The organism is Catellatospora sp. NPDC049111 (assembly GCF_040648615.1).
Taxonomy (GTDB): domain Bacteria; phylum Actinomycetota; class Actinomycetes; order Mycobacteriales; family Micromonosporaceae; genus Catellatospora; species Catellatospora aurea.
In genome coordinates this window covers 128,764-145,918 of the sequence record NZ_JBEZEB010000010.1, presented here as the reverse complement: position 1 = coordinate 145,918, position 17,155 = coordinate 128,764, and the positions used below count along the sequence as shown (strand labels likewise).

The window sequence follows — 17,155 nt, the reverse complement described above, 5'->3', positions numbered from 1 at the left end:
TCGGGACAGAACGTTGGGTCAGAGCGCAGATACTGACCTGAAACGGCGATCATGCCCCCGCAGCCCACCCGACAGAGGTTAGGAAGGGCACCTGCTACATCGCGGAGCGATGTGAAGGTGCCCTTCCTTCGCGCTCACTGGTTGACGGTGGACATGCCGGCGGGGGCGTATCGTTCGCCGGCCACCGCGCCGGGTGGGACGGCCGCGGTGAGGCGGTGGAGCTGGTCCGGCGTGAGGACCAGGTCGGCGGCGGCCATGTTCTCCTCCAGGTACGGCACGCGTTTGGTGCCGGGGATGGGGAGCACGTCGTCGCCCTGGGCGAGCAGCCAGGCCAGGGCGGCCTGGGCCGGGGTCGCGCCGAGTTCGTCGGCGACCTCGCGGACCGCCTGCACCAGGGCCATGTTCTGGGCGAAGTTCTCCTCGGCGAACCGAGGCACGGTGCGCCGGAAGTCGTCGGCGGCCAGGTCGGCCGGGGACGTGATCTTGCCCGTGAGCCAGCCGCGGCCGACGGGGGAGTACGCCACCAGGCCCACCCCGAGTTCGCGGCAGGTCGCCAGTATCTCGTCCTCGACGAACCGGGTGAACAGGGAGTACTCCATCTGCACCGCGGTGATCGGAAACACGGCGTGGGCGGCCCGCAGCGTCGCGGGGCTGACCTCGGACAGGCCGATGAAGCGCACCTTGCCCTGCTTGACGAAGTCGGCCATGGCCGCGACGGTGTCCTCGATCGGCACGTCGGGGCTGCGCCGGTGCATGTAGTACAGGTCGATGCGGTCGGTGCGCAGGCGGCGCAGCGAGTCCTCCAGCGCCTCGCGGGCCCACTGGGGCGACGAGTCGACCCAGCGCCGGACCAGGTCGCCCTGCGCGTCCAGCTCGCCGCGGTTGGCGAACTTGGTGGCCAGCACGTACTCGTCGCGCCGGTCGCCGATGGTGCGCCCGATCAGTTCCTCGTTGTGGCCGTAGCCGTACATGTCGGCGGTGTCGAAGTGGGTCACCCCGATGTCCAGGGCGCGCCGCAGCGTCGCGGCCGACCCCTCGTCGTCACGTTGCCCGTAGGCGAAGCTCATGCCCATGCAGCCGAGGCCGATGGCGCTGACCTCGGGTCCGTCGTTGCCGATGCGTCGCTTGGCGGTCATGCCCCCATCTTCTCCCCGGAGCGGGCGGACACGCCCGGACAGCCGGGGACCGGGCGCTACGCAGTCCGGACCCGGACACGGAAGGTCCGGGATGACGGGGTGCGCCGATACGATGCGCTGACCCCCGAGTGCCAGGAGCCCCCATGTCGTATCCGCCCCCGTCCCCGGACCAGCAGCCCGGCTACCCCCAGCAGCCCGGTTACCCGGCCCAGCCCGGCTACCCCGCCCAGCCCGGCTACCCCCAGCAGCCGGGATATCAGGCTCAGCCCGGCTACCCGGCGCAGCCGGGATACCCCGCGCAGCCCGGTTACCCCGTGCCGCCGACTCCGAAGAAGTCGCGGGCGGGTCTGTGGATCGGGATCACGCTCGGCGTGCTCCTGCTCTGCTGCGGCGGCGGCGTCGGCGTCTGGTACCTGGTGAAGGACACCGCCGACCAGATCGAGCAGGAGATCGACGGCGTGATCGCCTCGGCCAGCGCGCAGGCCGCGGCAAAGGAGATCACCGTGGTCGCGCCCGCGACGCTCGCGGGACGGCCGAAGTCGACCGATCCGCAGCTCGAAACGGTGACCGACACCATGAAGAGCAGCTTCGAGGCCACGCTGCCGTCGGCGACGGGCGCGGTGGCGGCCTTCTACGGCGACCAGGCCAAGCGGGACCTGGTGATGATCTTCGCGGCTTCGGCGCGCATCACCGACCCGGGCCAGGAGGTCGACGCCGCGTTCGCCGGCATGGGCACGTCGGGCGTGGTCGCCACCGGCATCATCCCGGTCGACGCGGGCCCGCTGGGCGGCGAGGCGAAGTGCGGCAGCGCCAAGACCGAGGCGGTGCCGCTGGTGGTCTGCGCCTGGGCCGACAAGGGCAGCCTGGGCATGGTGGTCTGGTACTTCAAGACGGTGAACGAGGTCAAGGCCGAGTTCATCCAGGTCCGTGGCCAGATCGAGCAGGTGGGCTGACCGGTTCGCGCCGACGGGGGCGGGCCGGTCCCGTCCCCGTCACGCGTTCTGCCAGAGCCCGACGGTGTTGCCCTCGGTGTCGGCGACGTACGCGGTGAAGCCCATCGTGCCCACGGCCTGTCGTTCCTGGAGCACCCGGCCGCCGCACGAGACGATCTTGGCGAGCGCGGTGTCGACGTCCTCGACCTCGATCGTGATGACCGGGCCGGTCACCGGAGCCTCGCGCCGGGTCATGCCGCCGTTGATGGCGCCCGGCTCGGCCGGGTTGCCCCGGTCGTCCGTGGCCACGGTGCGCACCCAGATGTAGTCGAACTCCGGCATGGCGTCGAGCTGCCAGCCGAAGGCGTCGGTGTAGAACGCGCGGGCCCGCTCGATGTCGTCGGCCGGCAGCTCGAAATGCACCACTTTTCCCGTCATGGCATCAGGCTAGGCACGCCACCCGAACGTGAGCGGACTTTCGGCGTACCCCGGCAGCGGCTAGTTTGGTCCGGTGCGGACGACGGTGATGGCGCTGATGGCGAGCGGAACGCTGCTGGCGGGCTGCTCCGGCGCCGGAGCGTCGGCGCACGAGCCGCCCGCGGAGCAGGCGCCCCGGGTGGTGTCGCCCAGCCCGCCGACGCCGACCGGCGCATGCCTGCTGCTGGACTCCGCCCGCATCGAGCAGCGGCTCGGCGTGCGGATGGCGATAGCCGGCGCGGCCAACCACCAGAAGACCAACACGTGCGTGGCCCGGCCGACCGAGGCGGCGCTGCCGGAGTTAAGCCTTTCGGTGAGTCCGACCAAGGCCGACGTCGCCGTGTTCAAGGACGCGATGCTGCCCGACGGCGCGAAGGCCGTGTCGGCGCTCGGCAAGGTCGCCTACTCGCAGCTCAAACCCGCCGCCAAGGGCCGCGGCCCGTACGCGGAGGTGGGCTGGCTGGCGGGCAACGCCCGGCTGCTGGTGCTCAAGGTGACCCTGCCCGAGGGCGGCGACGCCGCGGCCCTGCTGCCCGCCGTCGTCGAACTCGCGAAGGACATCGACCGCGCGGGCGTCTGAGACGTATACGAAAACAGGCTCCACCGGCCGTCTCGAACGGCAGGTGGAGCCTGTTTCGCTGTCAGCGGCTGGTGACGAAGACGCGGGAGGCGACTTCGCGAGGCAGGCGGACGGGCTCGCCGCCGTGGTCGATGGAGACGCCGTCGCGCTCCTGGGCGACGGTGACCGTCGCGCCCGGGTCGACGCCGGCGGCGTGCAGCTGGCGCAGCACCTCGGAGTCGGTCTGCACGCTCTCGCAGATCCGGCGCACCACGACCTGGCCGGTGAGCCCGGGGAAGGCCAGGTTGCGCTCGGGGGTGTCGCCGCCCTCGGTGTCGCGGGGCTTGATGTCCAGGGCGTCCAGGCCCGGGATGGGGTTACCGTACGGCGAGCGGGTCGGCCGGTTGAGCAGGTCGTAGACCCGCTTCTCCACGGCGTCGCTCATCACGTGCTCCCAGCGGCAGGCCTCCTCGTGGGCCTCCTCGTAGGGCATGCCGATCACGTTGACCAGGAGCAGCTCGGCGAGGCGGTGCTTGCGCATGACGGCGACCGCGTGCGCCCGCCCGGCCTCGGACAGCTGCAGGTGGCGGTCGGTCTCCACGACGGTCAGCAGCCCGTCGCGCTCCATGCGGGCCACGGTCTGGCTGACCGTCGGGCCGCTCTGGTGCAGGCGCTCGGCGATGCGGGCGCGCAGCGGCGGCACGCCCTCCTCCTCGAGCTCGAGGATCGTGCGCAGGTACATCTCGGTGGTGTCAATGAGGTCGGACATGAACGGGTCCTCTCCAAGTCGCTGGCTGCGATTCTATTGCGTGTCACCGCAGCGACACCCGTCGGCGTCTATCGGTTGATCAACCTGCGGCCGCTCCGCTCATGGCGGTTCGCGCAGGCCTGCCTCGTCGAGCGGCCGGAACGGGTCGTATGCCACCTCTCCGGCAGGTGCGTCCGGATCGACGAAGTAGCCCGAATAGCCGCCCCACTCCACCTTCTGGGCGGGTTTCAGCAGTGTCGCACCGACCGCCCTCGTTGTCGCGAGCGCCTCGTCCATCTCCGACGGAACCGGCCGGGACCACACGGCGCGAAGTCTCGCAGCCGGGTGGGACAGTGCGCTACGACACAGCGCGGCCATGGTGTTGACTGGCTCATGTGCGTACACCACTGATCACTGCGGTGGAGCTGGCCGACCGGCTCCGCTCGGGGCAGCCCACGACCGTGCTGGATGTGCGGTGGCGGCTGTCCGGCCCGCCCGGCCGCGACGACTACGACGCCGGCCACCTGCCCGGAGCCGTCTTCGTCGACCTCGACCGCGACCTGTGCGGGCCGCCCGGACCGGGTGGCCGCCACCCGCTGCCGCACCCCGAGGCGCTGGAGGGCGCGCTGCGCGCCGCGGGCGTACGCGAGGGCCGGCCCGTCGTGGTCTACGACGCCGGTGACGGCATGGCCGCGGCGCGAGCCTGGTGGACGCTGCGCTGGGCCGGGCACGCCGACGTACGGGTGCTCGACGGCGGCTTCGCCGCCTGGTCCGCCGCGGGCGGCGAAGTGACCGACAAGCCGGCCGACGTCGTCCGGGGCGACGTGACCGTGGCGCCCGGTGGCATGCCGGTGCTCGATGCGGCCGCTGCCGCGGCGCTCGCCGCCGACGGGGTGCTGCTGGACGCGCGGGTCGCGCCGCGCTTCCGGGGCGAGACCGAGCCGATCGACGCGGTCGCCGGGCACGTGCCGGGTGCCCGCAACCTGCCCTACGGCGAGCTGGTCAACGCCGACGGCACGCTGCGCGCCGACCTGCCCGAGGTGTTCGCCGACCTGGGCGACACGCCGGTCGGGGCGTACTGCGGCTCCGGGGTGACCGCCGCGCACACCGTGCTCGCCCTGCACGCTGCGGGCCGCACCGACGCCGCGCTGTACGTCGGCTCCTGGAGCCACTGGATCACCGACCCGTCCCGGCCGATCGGCCGCGGATGAGGGGCGAGGGCAGGTCATGACGGCGACCGTGGTGTGGAGTGACGCGCTGCTGGGCTACAACCTGGGCGACCATCCGCTGAACCCGGTGCGCGTCGAGCTGACCATGGCGCTCGCCCGGGAGCTGGGTGTGCTCGACCGGCCCGGGGTGGAACTGGTCGCACCGGAGCCGGCCACCGAGGCCGAGCTGCTGCGTGTGCACCGCCGGGACTATCTGGACGCGGTCCGGGCCGCCCCGGACGACCCGTTCTTCCGCGGGTACGGCCTCAACACCCCGGACAACCCCGTCTTCGAGCACATGCACGAGTCGTCGGCGCTGGTCTGCGGCGCGACCCTGGCCGCGGCGCGGGCCGTGTGGTCGGGCCGGGCCCGGCGCGCGGTCAACGTGGCGGGCGGCCTGCACCACGCGATGCCCGCCCGCGCGGCCGGGTTCTGCGTGTACGACGACCCCGCCGTCGCCATCGCCGACCTGCTCGCCCAGGGCGCGGAGCGGATCGCGTACATCGACGTCGACGTGCACCACGGCGACGGCGTGCAGGAGATCTTCTACGACGACCCACGCGTGCTCACGGTCAGCCTGCACGAGGGTCCGCTGACCCTGTTCCCCGGCACCGGCTACGTCGAGGAGACCGGCGGCCCGCAGGCCGAGGGCACCGCGGTCAACGTCCCGCTCCCGCCGGGCACCGGCGACCGGGGCTGGCTGCGCGCGTTCCACGCTGTGGTGCCGTCGGTGGTGCGCGCCTTCCGGCCGCAGCTGATCGTGCTGCAGGCGGGCGCGGACACGCACCGGCTCGACCCGCTGGCGAACCTGCGGCTGACCGTCGACGGGCAGCGGGCGGCGCAGCTGGCCGTGCGCGCGCTCGCCGACGAGGTGTGCGAGGGACGGCTGGTGGCCACCGGCGGCGGCGGATACGCCCTGGTCGAGGTGGTGCCACGGGCCTGGACGCACCTGCTGGCGATGGTCACCGGCGAGCCGCTGGACCCGGCCACCGCGCTGCCGGAGTCGTGGCGGGAGTTCGCCGCGCGCCGGGTGCCGGGGCGGGCGGTGCCGAGCACGCTCACCGACGGCGGCGACACCACGTTCACCCCGTGGCAGCCCGAGGCCGAGGGCGACCAGCTCGACCGAGCGATCATGGCGGCGCGCAAGGCGGTCTTCCCGCTGCACGGGCTCGACCCGCACGACCCCCGGGACTGAGCCGTGACCGGCGCGGATGTGCTGCTGTCCGACGGCACCACGGTCCACCTGCGGCAGATCACGCCGGAGGACGGCGACGCGGTGGTCGCGATGCACTCGCGCTTCTCCGAGCGCACCCGCTACCTGCGCTACTTCTCGCCGTACCCCCGGATTCCGGCCCGGGACCTGCACCGGTTCGTCAACGTCGACCACGTCGACCGGGAGGCGTTCGTGGTCGCCGCGGGCGAGCGGCTGGTCGCGGTGGGCCGTTACGAGCGGCTCGGCGAGCAGGCCGTCGACGCCGAGGTCGCGTTCGTGGTCGAGGACGCCTACCAGGGCCGGGGCGTCGGCTCGGTGCTGCTGGAGCATCTGGCCGCCGCGGCGGCCGAGGCGGGCATCACCCGGTTCGTCGCCGAGGTGCTCCCCGAGAACGGGGCCATGCTGCGCGTGTTCACCGACGCCGGGTATGAGGTGACCCGGCGCTACGCCGACGGCGTTGTCACGCTGACGTTCCCGGTCGCGCCCACCGAACGCTCCCGTGCCGTGCAGGCCGACCGCGAGCAGCGCACCGAGGCCCGCTCGGTGGCCCGCCTGCTGCGCCCGCGCGCCGTGGCCGTCTACGGCGCGAGCGCGTCGGGGCACGGCGTCGGCGCGGCGGTGCTGGCCCACCTGCGCGCGAGCGGATTCGCCGGCCCGGTGCACCACGTGCACCCAGACGGGCCGCTGCGCTCGCTCGCGGAGCTGAGCCCGCAGTCTCCGCCCGCGCCGCCCGCCGCCGGCGACGGCTCACGGGGGGCGGCCGCGACGGGTGGGCCCGATCCGCGGCAGCCTACGGCGATCAGCGGCTCGTCCCGCCCTGGGGAGCCGGGATCCGGCCTGGGACGTGGCGGAGATACGCCAAGCGGTCCCGGCATCGATCTGGCTGTCGTGGCGACGCCGCCCGCCGCGCTGCCCGACGTGCTGGCCGACGCCGCCGCGGCCGGGGTGCACGGGCTGCTCGTGCTCACCGAGCTGGACCCGGCGCAGCGCCGTGACCTGGTGCGGGCCGCGCGGGTCGCGGGCATGCGGGTGATCGGGCCGGGCAGCCTCGGCATCGCCGACCACGCGGTGAGCCTCAACGCCACGCTGGTGCCCCGGCTGCCGGGCCCCGGCCGGGTGAGCCTGTTCTGCCACTCCGGCACGCTGGGCCTGCTGCTGCTGGCCGAGGCCGAGCGGCGCGGGCTGGGCGTGAGCGGATTCGTCAGCGCGGGCCGCCGCGCCGACGTGTCCGGCAACGACCTGCTGCAGTTCTGGGCCGAGGACCCGCACACCGACGTCGTCGCGATGTACCTGGAGTCGTTCGGCAACCCGCGCAAGTTCGCCCGGATCGCCCGCACCACCGGGCGGCACAAGCCGATCGTGATGCTCGCCGGGCACACCGGCCACGGCGGGTCCACCCTGGACGAGGCCGCGATGCAGGCACTGCGGGCGCACTCCGGCGTGATCGAGGTCGGCACCGTCGGCGAGCTGTTCGACGTGGCGACACTGCTGGCGGCCCAACCGCTGCCGACCGGGGACCGGATCGGCGTGGTCAGCAACGCGTTCGCGCTGTCGGCGCTGGCCTCGGCCGAGATCCGGGCCGTCGGGCTGCGCGTCGGCCGCTCGGGGGCGGTCGGTCCGGCCGCCAAGCCGGACGAGTTCGCCGCCGCGGTGCACGCCGCCCTGCACAGCGACGACACCGACGCCGTGGTCGTGGTCGTCGCGCCGCCGCTGCCGACCGGCCCGCTCGCCGCCGATCAGAGCGCGGAGACGGCGCTGCTGGGCCCGTACGCCGACGCGCTGGCCGACGCCGTGCGCGACGCGGACAAGCCGGTGCTGGCGAGCTTCCTCGCCGGGCGCGGACCGGCGCAGGTGCCGTCCTACCGCTCGATCGAGGAGGCGGTGCGGGCGCTCGCGCAGGTGACCCGCCGCGCCGCCTGGCTGCGCGCGCCCGCGGGCACGCTGCCGCCCGCGCCGCCCGGGGCCGACCCGGCCGCGCCCGAACTGGACACCCTGCTGGACTCGTACGGCATCCCCGTCGTGCCGAGCACCCGCGCGGCAGGCGCCGAGCAGGTCGCCGCCGCGGCGGCCGGTTACGGAGCCGCGGTGGCGCTGAAGGTCGCCGACCGGCCCAACCGCATCGACCTCGGCGCGGTACGCCTCAATTTGGGCGGCCCGGACGAGGTCCGCCGCGCCTACACCGACCTGGAGCAGCTGTTCGGCGCGGGAGTCGAGGTGCTGGTGCAGCCGATGGTCGCGCCGGGGATCGCCTGCGTGGTCGAGGTCGTCGACGACCCGGCGTTCGGGCCGGTCGTCGGCTTCGGCCTGGCCGGCCCGGTCACCGAACTCGTCGGCGACCGCGCCTGGCGCGCCGCGCCGCTCACCGACACCGACGCCGCGGCCCTGGTCCGCGCCCCGAAGGCCGCCCCGCTGCTCGCCGCCGCCGACGCCGACGCCCTGGCCGCGCTCCTGGTCCGCATCGGGCAGCTCGCCGCCGACACGGCCCGCCTGCGCCACCTCGTCTTCAACCCGATCCTGGTGCACCCCACCGGCGTCTCCGTCCTGCACGCCCTGGGCGAACTCGCCACCTCCACCCCCCGCCCCGACACCGGCCCCCGCCAACTGAGGTGAAGGAAGGGCACCTTCTTCACGCTCCGCGTAGAAGAAGGTGCCCTTCTTAACCTCCGATGCAGGCTGAGCAGGCCGGGCTGCGGCTCGGCCGTGCTGTGCGCGTCGGGGCCGCTGCTCCGGCCCGTGCACGGCGGTGCGGGCCGGCGCTCCCCGTGCGGCTCCGGCCCGCACCACTCACGGCGTTGGTCCCGCCGTGTCCGGTGCGGACGGTGCGGCGGCCGACGCCTGGCAGGTCGGCGGATTGAGGCGGTCGCACTGCGGGGGCAGCAGGTCGGTGAACTCGGCCGTCGCCAGCAGGTTGCCTGCGGCGTCGTACGCCCGCACGGTCGCCGTAACCTTGCCCGCCTCGGTCCACGACCCCGCCCCCTTGGTCAGGGGGACCTCGTCGACCCGTCCGTCCCGCACCAGCTCCGCCCGGACCGCCGACGGCGGCGCGATGATCTGCAGCCGCTGGTTGTCCTCGGCCGCGTAACTGGGCAGGCGCATCACGATCAGCGCCTGCTCCGGCCCGGCGGCGAAGCCGGAACCGGTCGGGTGGTCCCGCCAGTTGCCGTCCGCGTCGGCGATCCCGGTGAAGTACGGCCCACCCCCGTCAGCCGTCACCACCTGGACGGTGACCGCGCGCCCCGTCCCGTCGGCCGCGCCGGGCGCGGGCACCTGCGAGCTCCACAGCACCCGCAGCGTCGCACCGGTGCCCGTGAGCTGGGTCAGCCTGAGCAGCGAACTGCCGACCTGCTCGGCCACGTCGGGGAAGGGCGTGCCCCGCCCGCCGTACGGCTTCGGGTCGAGTCCCACCACCGGGCCCGTGTCAGCCGGGTAGGTCTGGACCTCGCGAAGCACCGTGTCCCCGAGCCGCACCCGCAGCCGCTGGCTCCGGGTGACCTCCACGACGGCGTAGTACCCGTCCGGGGCGTCGACCGGGTGCCAGGTCCGGGTCACGCCGGTGGACGACCACAACGCCTGTCCCTGCTCGTACACCGCTCCGACGGGTCCGAGCAGCAGGAAGCTCTCCTCCGGGTGCACCCCGTCGCCCGTGCCGAAGTTGGTCTCCTCGGCGGCCTCCAGCGATCCGGAGCCGGTCTGGTACAGCTCCTCCGGCCCCTCACCCGAATCGCCGAGGAACGCCGCCTTGAGCGGCCACCCGTCCATGCCCGCGGTGAGCACATAGCGCCGCGAGCCGATGTCACCGGCGAACAGCACCTTGATGCGATCCGGGTCGGTGGGCATGTACGGCCCGTCGCCCGGGTTGCCGCGCACCGAGCCGACCTCGGCCGCGGTGCGCCGCCGCATCACGTCCAGGAACGCCGCGTCACCGGCGAGGCTGCCGCGGGTGGGCGAGCGCAGCAGGGGCAGCAGCGCGGCCGGCACCGACGCGGCGGGCTGGTGCGGTCCGTCCCCCGGCGGGGTCAGCAGCCAGATGGTCGGCGTGGTCACCAGCAGCACGAAGACGACGGCCAGGACGGTCACCCGCTGCTGTCGGCGTCGCCGGCGCAGCCGAACCACCCGGGCGTACGGCTCGGGCCGCGGCCTGACCTCGTCGGCGTGCCGGTCCAGGGTGGCGCGCAGTTCGTCGATCATGTCAGTTCTCCCCGTTCGCGGTGGCCATCGACGGGGCGGGCACCAGCTCACGCAACCGGTCCAGGCCGCGCGAGGCGTGGCTCTTCACCGTGCCCACGCTCACCCCCAGGATCTGCGCGGTCTCCTGCTCCGACCGGTCCTCCCAGTACCGCAGCACCAGCACCGCCCGCATGCGCACCGGCAGCCGGCGCAGCGCGGTCCACAGCTCGTCGCGGTCCTCGATCGCCGGATCGTGCCCCGGCCGGTCCGGCAGCACCGCGGTCACGATCTCCCGGATCGGCCGCCGCCAGACGTTGGCCAGCTGGTTCACCATGACCCGGCGCAGGTACGCCTCGGGGTGGTCCATCCGCCGCCACTTCGGCAGCGCCGCGGCGAGCGCGCTCTGCAGCAGGTCCTCCGCCCGATCGCGGGAACCGCACAGCAGGTACGCCGTGCGTAACAGCGCGCTGTAGCGCTGCTCCACGAACGCCTCGAAGTCGTCGTCGGGCATCGGGCCGGTCTCCCCTCGTGTGTCCACTCGCACGAACACCCGACAGTCCGAAAAGGTTGAGCCGTCGCGGGACCCGAACGCGGCACAGCCCCGGCCGATCGGCCGGGGCTGTGTGCTGACGTGCTCAGAAGCGTCAGGCGGCGTACACCGAGAGGCGCTCGGCGCGCTCGCCGCTGCGCAGCTTCAGCAGCGTGGTCTTCTCGATCTGGCGGATGCGCTCGCGGGACAGGCCGAACTCCTTGCCGACCTCGTCCAGGGTGCGCTGGCGGCCGTCGTCCAGGCCGAAGCGGAGCCGGATCACGGCCTGCTCGCGCGTCGACAGGGTGGACAGCACGATCTCGACCTCGTCGCGCAGCTGGCCCTGGGCGAGCGCGTCGGCGGCGTCACCGCGCGGGTCGACCGCGGCGACGAAGTCGCCCAGCGCGCTCTCGCCGTCCTCGCCGACGGCCTGGTCCAGGCTGACCGGCTCACGGTCGTACGAGATCAGCTCGATGACCTGGTATTCCGGGATCTCCAGGGCGACCGCGATCTGCGCGATGGACGGCTCGCGGCCGAGCGCGGCGGCGAGGTCGCGGCGCACCCGGACCATGCGGTTGACCTGCTCCACCATGTGCACCGGGATGCGGATGGTGCGGGCCTGGTCGGCCATGGCGCGGGTGATGGCCTGGCGGATCCACCAGGTGGCGTACGTGGAGAACTTGTAGCCCTTGGTGTAGTCGAACTTCTCGACGGCGCGGATGAGGCCGAGGTTGCCCTCCTGGATCAGGTCCAGGAACGCCATGCCGCGTCCGGTGTAGCGCTTGGCGATGCTGACCACCAGGCGCAGGTTCGCCTCCAGCAGGTGGTTCTTGGCGGCCTGGCCCTCGCGGATCACCGTCTCCAGGTCGCGGTCGTGCTCGATGCCGTCGCGCTCCATCACGTACTCGGCCATCAGGCCGGCCTCGATGCGGCGCGCCAGCACGACCTCCTGCTCGGCGGTCAGCAGCTTGGTGCGGCCGATGAGGTTGAGGTACGCGCGGACGAGGTCGGTCGAGACGCCTCGCTCATCGGTCTCGTCCAGATCGGCAGTCGTGCTGTCCAGTACGGCCACTGCTTCCATGCTCTCGTCGCTCATCGCTGTCCTCCCCGTGTCGCCTTGTGTACTGGACAGCTTGGTGTATGGCGCGTGAGACGGCGGTGAGACGATTTCGTGAATCTGCCACGATGGGGCGGACAGGGGAGGGACGTGTGGTCGTGAAGCGCCTGATGCGCATGTTCGGGGTCGGCGGGCCGTCCGTGCGGACGGAGTTGACGGTGTCGCGGGCCAAGCCCGGCGGCAAGCTCACCGGCACCGTCGAGGTCACCGGTGGTGATCACCAGGTATCGATCGGGTACATCGCGTTGGTGCTGGTCACCGACGTCGGTGTGCAGGGCGGCCTGCTCGGTGACCAGTCCACGGGAGAGATCAGCCGGCAGAAGGTGGTGGAGGGCTTCACACTGGCCGCGCGGGAGCGTCGGATATTCGACATCACCTGCGACGTGCCGCTGGAGACGCCGCTGACCCGCGCCTTCGGGCAGCCGATCGCCGGGATGAACGTCGGCCTGCGTACCGAGTTGGAGGTCGCCCGTGCGGTCGACCGCACCGACCTGGACCCGGTCGAGATCGAGCCGATGCCGGCGCAGCAGCACATCCTCGACGCGCTGAGCAAGCTCGGCTTCCAGTTCGTGAAGGCGCACATGGAGAAGGGCCGCCTGCGCGGGCTGCCGCAGACGCTGCCCTTCTACCAGGAGATCGAGTTCCTGCCCGGCTCGGCGCACGCCGCCCAGGTGCGCAACCTCGAGGTCACCTTCGTCGCGACCGACCGCAAGCTGCACGTCGTGATGGAACTGGACAGAAAGGTCGGCCCGCTCGCCGACCGCGACATCTTCGGCCGATTCACGGTCGACCCTGCCACCATCGCCGACACCGACTGGCGCGGCCTCCTCCAGGACTGGCTGACCCAATCCACCGCCCGCAAGGGCCCCCTGTTCTGACCCCACCCTTCCGCGTTGATCATGAACCTATGGGCGTGTTCGACGGCGTGTCGCCACCCTGGCACCGTGATCATCCAACGGTGCCGGGGCGGGCGGTGGTGTCGGTGGCTGTTAGAGGTCGAGGATCACCGTGTTCGGGCCGACGTTCACCGACTCGACCAGCATGTGGGTGCGGAAGCGCCCGGTTTCGACGGTGGCGCCGCGGGCCCGGAGCGCCTCGACGAACGCGGTGACCATCGGTTCGGCCACCTCGGCGGGGGCGGCAGCCTGCCAGGTGGGGCGGCGGCCTTTGCGGGCGTCGCCGTAGAGCGTGAACTGGCTGACCACCAGCAGTGGTGCGCCGACGTCCGAGGCGCTGCGCTCGCCGTCGAGCAGGCGCAGCTCGTACACCTTGCGGGCCATCGTCTCCACGGTGGCCCGGGTGTCGCTGTGCGTGACCCCCAGCAGCACCAGCAGCCCGTCCTTGATCTCCCCGACGACCTCGCCGGCGACGGTCACGCTCGCCCGGCTGACCGTCTGCACCACCGCACGCATCCCCCTAGCCTGCCCTGTCGAAGTCGATCACGGTTACAGGGTGGCGACACGCCGTCGAACACGCCCATAGGTTCATGATCAACCCCTCAGGAGGGGAGGAGGAGGCCGCGTTCGACGAGGTGGTCCAGGACGGGGAGGAGGGCGTCGGCGAGGGCTTCGGTGGGGGCTTCGTGGGCGGTGGCCAGGAGGGCTATCTGGTCGTGGAGGGGGAGGTCGCCGTTGGAGCCGCTGACCAGGGCGAGGATGAGGGGGTCGATCTCCTCGACCCAGCGCAGGCCCTCGGGCATGGCCAGGAGCTGGCGGTCGACGATCCAGCCGTCCTCGCCCATGGTGGCCTCCTGGCGCAGCTGGAGGCCGTCGACGCGGCGGTAGCGGGCAGCGAGGAGCTGGTCGCGGTCGCGGGCGTCGAGCCAGTCGCGGCGGGAGAACCACTCCGTGACGCGGTCGCCGAGCGGGGGTTGCACCTGCTGGCGCAGGTCCTCGCAGACGATCGACGGGTCGGCCTTGCCGCTGTGGCGGGCGGTGACCAGGCCGAAGCCGATCGCCTCGACGCCGTGCGCGGCGAACCAGTCCAGCCACTCGGCTGCCCGCGACGCGTCGTGCTTCTCGCTCGCGTCGGCCAGCCAGAGGCGTACGTAGTCCAGCGGGTCGCTGACCTCGCGCTGGATCGCCCACAGGTCCATGCCGGTGCCCGCGAACCAGCTCGCGACGCGGTCCTCCCAGTCCTCGCCCTTCACGTGCACCCAGTTGGCCAGGAACTGCATCGTGCCGCCCTCGTTGAGCAGCGTCGGCGCGGCCCCGGCGAGCTCGGCGCAGACGCCGTCGCCGGCCCGGCCGGAGTCGCGGTACACGTGGGTGGCCAGGCCGGGCCCGACCACGAACGGCGGGTTGCTGACCACCAGGTCGAACCGGCGGTCGGCGACCGGGGCGAGCATGTCGCCCTGCAGCAGCTCCCAGCTCATGCCGTTGAGCGCCGCCGTCGTCGCGGCGAACCGCAGCGCGCGCGGCGACAGGTCGGTGGCGGTCACCGAACGCGCGTGCGTGCTCAGGTGCAGCGCCTGCACGCCGCAGCCGGTGCCGAGGTCGAGGGCGGTGCCGACGGGTGTGCGCACCGTCGCGCCGGCCAGCGTCGTGGACGCGCCGCCCACCCCGAGCACGTGGTCGGCGGGCAGCTGGCGGCCCGGCTGGGCGGGCAGGTCGGACAGGACCCACCAGTCGCCGTACGGCTCCAGGTCGACGCCCGCCGCGAGCCCGCCGTCGGCGAGCACGACGAGCCCGGCCGCACGGGCCGCGGCCACCGGCAGCGGAGCCAGCGCGGCGGCGACGGCGGCCTCCGGCTCGGTCTGCCCGCAGATGAACAGCCGGATCAGGGTGTCCAGCGGATCACCCGAACCGGTGATCCGCAGCGCGGCCCGGAAGTCGCTGCGGCCCGCGTCGGCCGACGCCTGCGGCCCCAGCCGGTCGGCGATGCCCGAGGCGGTGAACCCGGCGCCGGTCAGCGCGGTTCGCAGATGATCGATGTCAGCGGTCTCCAGCAGCGTCTGCACCCTGACATCGTGCACCAACGCGCGGCGCACGGTGCAGGGACGTGTGCACTAACCTGCTGCGCATGGCACAGGTATGGGCGCACTGGCACACCGTCTTGATCACAACGGCGGCGCTGGTGCCCCTGACCCTGCTCATCGTCGCCGGCCTGGTCCGGCGCCGGTCGCGGGCGGGCGTGCCGCGGGCCCACGCGTGGCGCCTGTCGCTGGCCGAGGGCGCCATGGTGCTCGGCACGCTGCCCTGGGTGTGGATGACGATGACGCCGCAACAGGTGCCGCCGGACACGACCATGCTGTACCTCGTGCCGCTGAGCGACCTGGGCCAGCAGTTCACCATGCCGCTGCCGTGGGTGGTCGCGCAGATAGGCGGCAACCTGCTCGTGTTCTTCGCGCTCGGGGCGGGCGCGCCGGTGCGTTTCGCGGCGCTCGCCTCGCCCGCGCGGCTGCTGCTGCTCGGGGCGGCCTGCTCGCTGGCGATCGAGGTGACCCAGCTGCTGTTCGTTGCCAACCGGGTGTGCAGCGTCGACGACGTGCTGGTCAACGCCGTCGGCTGCCTGCTCGGCGGCCTGGTCACCCGCCCCTGGTGGTCTCGCGCGCGGGTGGCCGTCCCGGCCTGACCAAGGTCACCCGACTTGCCGGGCAGGTGCACGTATCTTGCGCCGACTTTCCACCAGATGCCGGGCACATCCGGCGCTACAGATCCAGGTGTACGCGGAGCGCGGCGTCCAGCCTGCTCAGCGTTTCGGGGCGTAAGCTGCCGAGCCGTTGGCGGAGGCGGACGAAGTCGACGGACCTGACCTGTTCCGCCTGGGCCTTCGAGTCGCGGTTCAGCCCGGCCTCACCCGCCGGGATCAGCACCTGGAACGGGTAGACCCGTTCGGTGTTCGAGGTCACCGGCACGAGCGTGACGACACCGCGGCCGTTTCGCTCCGCGGTGCGGTTGGCCACGGTGTTGCCCACGAGAACCGCAGGCCGGACCTTGTTGGACTCAGATCCCTGGGCCGGGTCGAGGTTGACCAGGTACACGTCACCGCGCTGCATCTGCCGGCCCGTCGCCTTCGGTGGCGCTCCACAGCCGGCCGTCCTCGCCGGCGTCCCACTCGTCGTAGGCCGCCGCGTAGGCGTCTTCGAGTTCACTGGCCCGCAGCAGGTCGATGGCGCGGTGCAGGACCGCGGACCGGGAAGCGCTGCCCCGGCGGTCGGCGTAGTCATCGATGAACTCGATGTCTTCCGCCGGCAGGCTGACGCTCAGTTTCATGGATTCGATGCTACCCGGAGGGGTCGATCGATGCTACTGACGTTGCTACCGGGGGTACGGCGGCGGCGAATACGCCGAGCCGTGTGGGTTGCCCGTGCCGGATTTGAGATCCTGTGACCATGGCGAAGTTGTGGTTGGCACAGGATGCCGCGGCGGATGAACTCCTCCTGAATGACCCGTTTGCGCGAGTACTCGGCATGCTGCTGGACCAGCAGATCCCGCTGGAGAAGGCGTTCGTCGGGCCGTACCGGCTGGCCGAGCGGATGGGCGTGCAGCGGCTCGACGCGGCGCAGATCGCCGACTACGACCCGGCCGCGTTCGCGGAGCTGTACGCGACCCCGCTCGCCATCCACCGATTCCCCGGCTCGATGGCGGAGCGTTCGCAGAAGCTCGCCCGCGCCGTCGCCGACGAGTACGACGGGGACGCCGCGAAGATCTGGACCGGGGCCAAGGACGGCAAGGACCTGTTCAAGCGGCTGTCCGCGCTGCCCGGCTTCGGCAAGATGAAGGCGCAGATCTTCATCGCGCTGCTGGGCAAGCAGTTCGGTGTGCAGCCCGAGGGGTGGCGCGAGGCCGCAGGGGTGTACGGCGAGGAGGGCTCGCTGCGCTCGGTCGCCGACATCCGCGACGCGGCCTCGCTGGCCAAGGTCCGCGAGTTCAAGAAGCAGATGAAGGCCGAGGCCAAGGCCGCCAAGGGCTGACCGCCCGCCCGAGCCTGGCGCGCCCCGGTCGATCGTGGGATCGGTTGGTCGAAGCATGATCGCTGTTTCGGGTCAAAACCTGTGGTCAGACCTCACTTTCCGACCGGAAACAGTGATCTTCCCACCTTGCCCCGACCACGGGCGTTAGGAAGGG

19 protein-coding genes are annotated in these 17,155 nt (G+C 72.7%); 8 read left to right on the top strand and 11 right to left on the bottom strand.

Features of this window, described 5'->3' with window-relative positions; translation table 11 throughout:
• Nucleotides 1-134: 134 nt before the first annotated feature.
• Nucleotides 135-1,136, bottom strand: coding sequence for an aldo/keto reductase (locus AB0B66_RS17240; RefSeq protein WP_360529996.1), 1,002 nt, complete (start codon nt 1,134-1,136; stop codon nt 135-137).
• 143 nt (nt 1,137-1,279) lie between these two features.
• On the opposite strand from AB0B66_RS17240, the gene AB0B66_RS17235 reads away from it, so the two are divergent.
• Nucleotides 1,280-2,089 carry a hypothetical protein gene (locus tag AB0B66_RS17235; protein ID WP_360529993.1) on the top strand — a complete coding sequence of 270 codons (810 nt, stop codon included), beginning with the start codon at nt 1,280-1,282 and terminating at the stop codon, nt 2,087-2,089.
• 39 nt (nt 2,090-2,128) lie between these two features.
• Here the strand turns inward: AB0B66_RS17235 and AB0B66_RS17230 are convergent, their stop codons facing one another.
• On the bottom strand, nt 2,129-2,506 hold the full coding sequence (locus AB0B66_RS17230; protein ID WP_360529990.1) for a VOC family protein: 378 nt from the start codon (nt 2,504-2,506) through the stop codon (nt 2,129-2,131).
• A 73-nt stretch (nt 2,507-2,579) separates the two neighbouring features.
• Between AB0B66_RS17230 and AB0B66_RS17225 the strand changes: the two genes are divergently transcribed.
• Entirely contained in the window at nt 2,580-3,125 is a 546-nt protein-coding gene (locus tag AB0B66_RS17225) for a hypothetical protein (protein WP_360529988.1), read from the top strand.
• A 61-nt stretch (nt 3,126-3,186) separates the two neighbouring features.
• On the opposite strand, the gene AB0B66_RS17220 is transcribed toward AB0B66_RS17225, so the two are convergent.
• Both AB0B66_RS17220 and AB0B66_RS17215 read right to left on the bottom strand, forming a co-directional pair.
• Nucleotides 3,187-3,873 carry a metal-dependent transcriptional regulator gene (locus tag AB0B66_RS17220; protein WP_203698909.1) on the bottom strand — a complete coding sequence of 229 codons (687 nt, stop codon included), beginning with the start codon at nt 3,871-3,873 and terminating at the stop codon, nt 3,187-3,189.
• A 99-nt stretch (nt 3,874-3,972) separates the two neighbouring features.
• Nucleotides 3,973-4,149, bottom strand: coding sequence for a hypothetical protein (locus AB0B66_RS17215; RefSeq protein ID WP_360529985.1), 177 nt, complete (start codon nt 4,147-4,149; stop codon nt 3,973-3,975).
• Nucleotides 4,150-4,259: 110 nt separating this feature from the next.
• Here AB0B66_RS17215 and AB0B66_RS17210 point away from each other — a divergent pair, with 110 nt between their 5' ends.
• Genes AB0B66_RS17210 through AB0B66_RS17200 form a run of 3 tightly spaced genes read left to right on the top strand, consistent with a single transcriptional unit; the run spans nt 4,260 to nt 8,883 of the window.
• A complete protein-coding gene (locus tag AB0B66_RS17210; protein ID WP_360530212.1) occupies nt 4,260-5,063 on the top strand; it encodes a sulfurtransferase in 804 nt (267 codons plus the stop codon).
• Nucleotides 5,064-5,079: 16 nt separating this feature from the next.
• Nucleotides 5,080-6,255 carry an acetoin utilization protein AcuC gene (locus AB0B66_RS17205; RefSeq protein ID WP_360529982.1) on the top strand — a complete coding sequence of 392 codons (1,176 nt, stop codon included), beginning with the start codon at nt 5,080-5,082 and terminating at the stop codon, nt 6,253-6,255.
• Between the two features lie 3 nt (nt 6,256-6,258).
• Nucleotides 6,259-8,883: a GNAT family N-acetyltransferase gene (locus AB0B66_RS17200; protein ID WP_360529979.1), complete on the top strand. Its 2,625-nt coding sequence runs from the start codon at nt 6,259-6,261 to the stop codon at nt 8,881-8,883.
• Between the two features lie 174 nt (nt 8,884-9,057).
• On the opposite strand, the gene AB0B66_RS17195 is transcribed toward AB0B66_RS17200, so the two are convergent.
• From AB0B66_RS17195 to sigB, 3 genes are all read right to left on the bottom strand, one after another.
• Entirely contained in the window at nt 9,058-10,461 is a 1,404-nt protein-coding gene (locus tag AB0B66_RS17195) for a hypothetical protein (RefSeq protein WP_360529976.1), read from the bottom strand.
• Nucleotide 10,462: 1 nt separating this feature from the next.
• Nucleotides 10,463-10,951, bottom strand: coding sequence for a SigE family RNA polymerase sigma factor (locus AB0B66_RS17190; RefSeq protein ID WP_360529973.1), 489 nt, complete (start codon nt 10,949-10,951; stop codon nt 10,463-10,465).
• Between the two features lie 133 nt (nt 10,952-11,084).
• Entirely contained in the window at nt 11,085-12,065 is a 981-nt protein-coding gene (gene sigB / locus AB0B66_RS17185) for an RNA polymerase sigma factor SigB (RefSeq protein WP_360529970.1), read from the bottom strand.
• Nucleotides 12,066-12,178: 113 nt separating this feature from the next.
• Here sigB and AB0B66_RS17180 point away from each other — a divergent pair, with 113 nt between their 5' ends.
• The gene (locus AB0B66_RS17180) at nt 12,179-12,964 is read left to right on the top strand and encodes a sporulation protein (RefSeq protein ID WP_360529967.1); all 786 of its coding nucleotides are present in this window, start codon (nt 12,179-12,181) and stop codon (nt 12,962-12,964) included.
• A gap of 111 nt (nt 12,965-13,075) precedes the next feature.
• Here the strand turns inward: AB0B66_RS17180 and dtd are convergent, their stop codons facing one another.
• Nucleotides 13,076-13,498, bottom strand: coding sequence for a D-aminoacyl-tRNA deacylase (dtd, locus tag AB0B66_RS17175; RefSeq protein WP_360529964.1), 423 nt, complete (start codon nt 13,496-13,498; stop codon nt 13,076-13,078).
• Nucleotides 13,499-13,584: 86 nt separating this feature from the next.
• The gene (locus tag AB0B66_RS17170; RefSeq protein ID WP_360530209.1) at nt 13,585-15,036 is read right to left on the bottom strand and encodes a methyltransferase; all 1,452 of its coding nucleotides are present in this window, start codon (nt 15,034-15,036) and stop codon (nt 13,585-13,587) included.
• Between the two features lie 71 nt (nt 15,037-15,107).
• On the opposite strand from AB0B66_RS17170, the gene AB0B66_RS17165 reads away from it, so the two are divergent.
• Nucleotides 15,108-15,659: a VanZ family protein gene (locus AB0B66_RS17165; protein WP_360529961.1), complete on the top strand. Its 552-nt coding sequence runs from the start codon at nt 15,108-15,110 to the stop codon at nt 15,657-15,659.
• Nucleotides 15,660-15,735: 76 nt separating this feature from the next.
• Here AB0B66_RS17165 and AB0B66_RS17160 read toward each other — a convergent pair whose 3' ends face one another.
• Both AB0B66_RS17160 and AB0B66_RS17155 read right to left on the bottom strand, forming a co-directional pair.
• Nucleotides 15,736-16,083, bottom strand: coding sequence for a type II toxin-antitoxin system PemK/MazF family toxin (locus tag AB0B66_RS17160; protein ID WP_360529958.1), 348 nt, complete (start codon nt 16,081-16,083; stop codon nt 15,736-15,738).
• Nucleotides 16,070-16,300 carry a ribbon-helix-helix domain-containing protein gene (locus AB0B66_RS17155; RefSeq protein ID WP_360529955.1) on the bottom strand — a complete coding sequence of 77 codons (231 nt, stop codon included), beginning with the start codon at nt 16,298-16,300 and terminating at the stop codon, nt 16,070-16,072. The genes AB0B66_RS17160 and AB0B66_RS17155 overlap by 14 nt, the downstream gene beginning before the upstream one ends.
• Nucleotides 16,301-16,419: 119 nt before the next feature.
• Here AB0B66_RS17155 and AB0B66_RS17150 point away from each other — a divergent pair, with 119 nt between their 5' ends.
• The gene (locus AB0B66_RS17150; RefSeq protein WP_360529952.1) at nt 16,420-17,001 is read left to right on the top strand and encodes an HhH-GPD-type base excision DNA repair protein; all 582 of its coding nucleotides are present in this window, start codon (nt 16,420-16,422) and stop codon (nt 16,999-17,001) included.
• Nucleotides 17,002-17,155: the final 154 nt, after the last annotated feature.

Coding starts and splice junctions, on each gene's coding strand:
- AB0B66_RS17240 (WP_360529996.1), bottom strand. CDS start 1,136: ATGACCGCCAAGCGACGCATCGGCAACGACGGACCCGAGGTCAGCGCC.
- AB0B66_RS17235 (WP_360529993.1), top strand. CDS start 1,280: ATGTCGTATCCGCCCCCGTCCCCGGACCAGCAGCCCGGCTACCCCCAG.
- AB0B66_RS17230 (WP_360529990.1), bottom strand. CDS start 2,506: ATGACGGGAAAAGTGGTGCATTTCGAGCTGCCGGCCGACGACATCGAG.
- AB0B66_RS17220 (WP_203698909.1), bottom strand. CDS start 3,873: ATGTCCGACCTCATTGACACCACCGAGATGTACCTGCGCACGATCCTC.
- AB0B66_RS17215 (WP_360529985.1), bottom strand. CDS start 4,149: ATGGACGAGGCGCTCGCGACAACGAGGGCGGTCGGTGCGACACTGCTG.
- AB0B66_RS17205 (WP_360529982.1), top strand. CDS start 5,080: ATGACGGCGACCGTGGTGTGGAGTGACGCGCTGCTGGGCTACAACCTG.
- AB0B66_RS17195 (WP_360529976.1), bottom strand. CDS start 10,461: ATGATCGACGAACTGCGCGCCACCCTGGACCGGCACGCCGACGAGGTC.
- AB0B66_RS17190 (WP_360529973.1), bottom strand. CDS start 10,951: ATGCCCGACGACGACTTCGAGGCGTTCGTGGAGCAGCGCTACAGCGCG.
- sigB (WP_360529970.1), bottom strand. CDS start 12,065: ATGAGCGACGAGAGCATGGAAGCAGTGGCCGTACTGGACAGCACGACT.
- dtd (WP_360529964.1), bottom strand. CDS start 13,498: ATGCGTGCGGTGGTGCAGACGGTCAGCCGGGCGAGCGTGACCGTCGCC.
- AB0B66_RS17165 (WP_360529961.1), top strand. CDS start 15,108: ATGGCACAGGTATGGGCGCACTGGCACACCGTCTTGATCACAACGGCG.
- AB0B66_RS17160 (WP_360529958.1), bottom strand. CDS start 16,083: ATGCAGCGCGGTGACGTGTACCTGGTCAACCTCGACCCGGCCCAGGGA.
- AB0B66_RS17155 (WP_360529955.1), bottom strand. CDS start 16,300: ATGAAACTGAGCGTCAGCCTGCCGGCGGAAGACATCGAGTTCATCGAT.
- AB0B66_RS17150 (WP_360529952.1), top strand. CDS start 16,420: ATGGCGAAGTTGTGGTTGGCACAGGATGCCGCGGCGGATGAACTCCTC.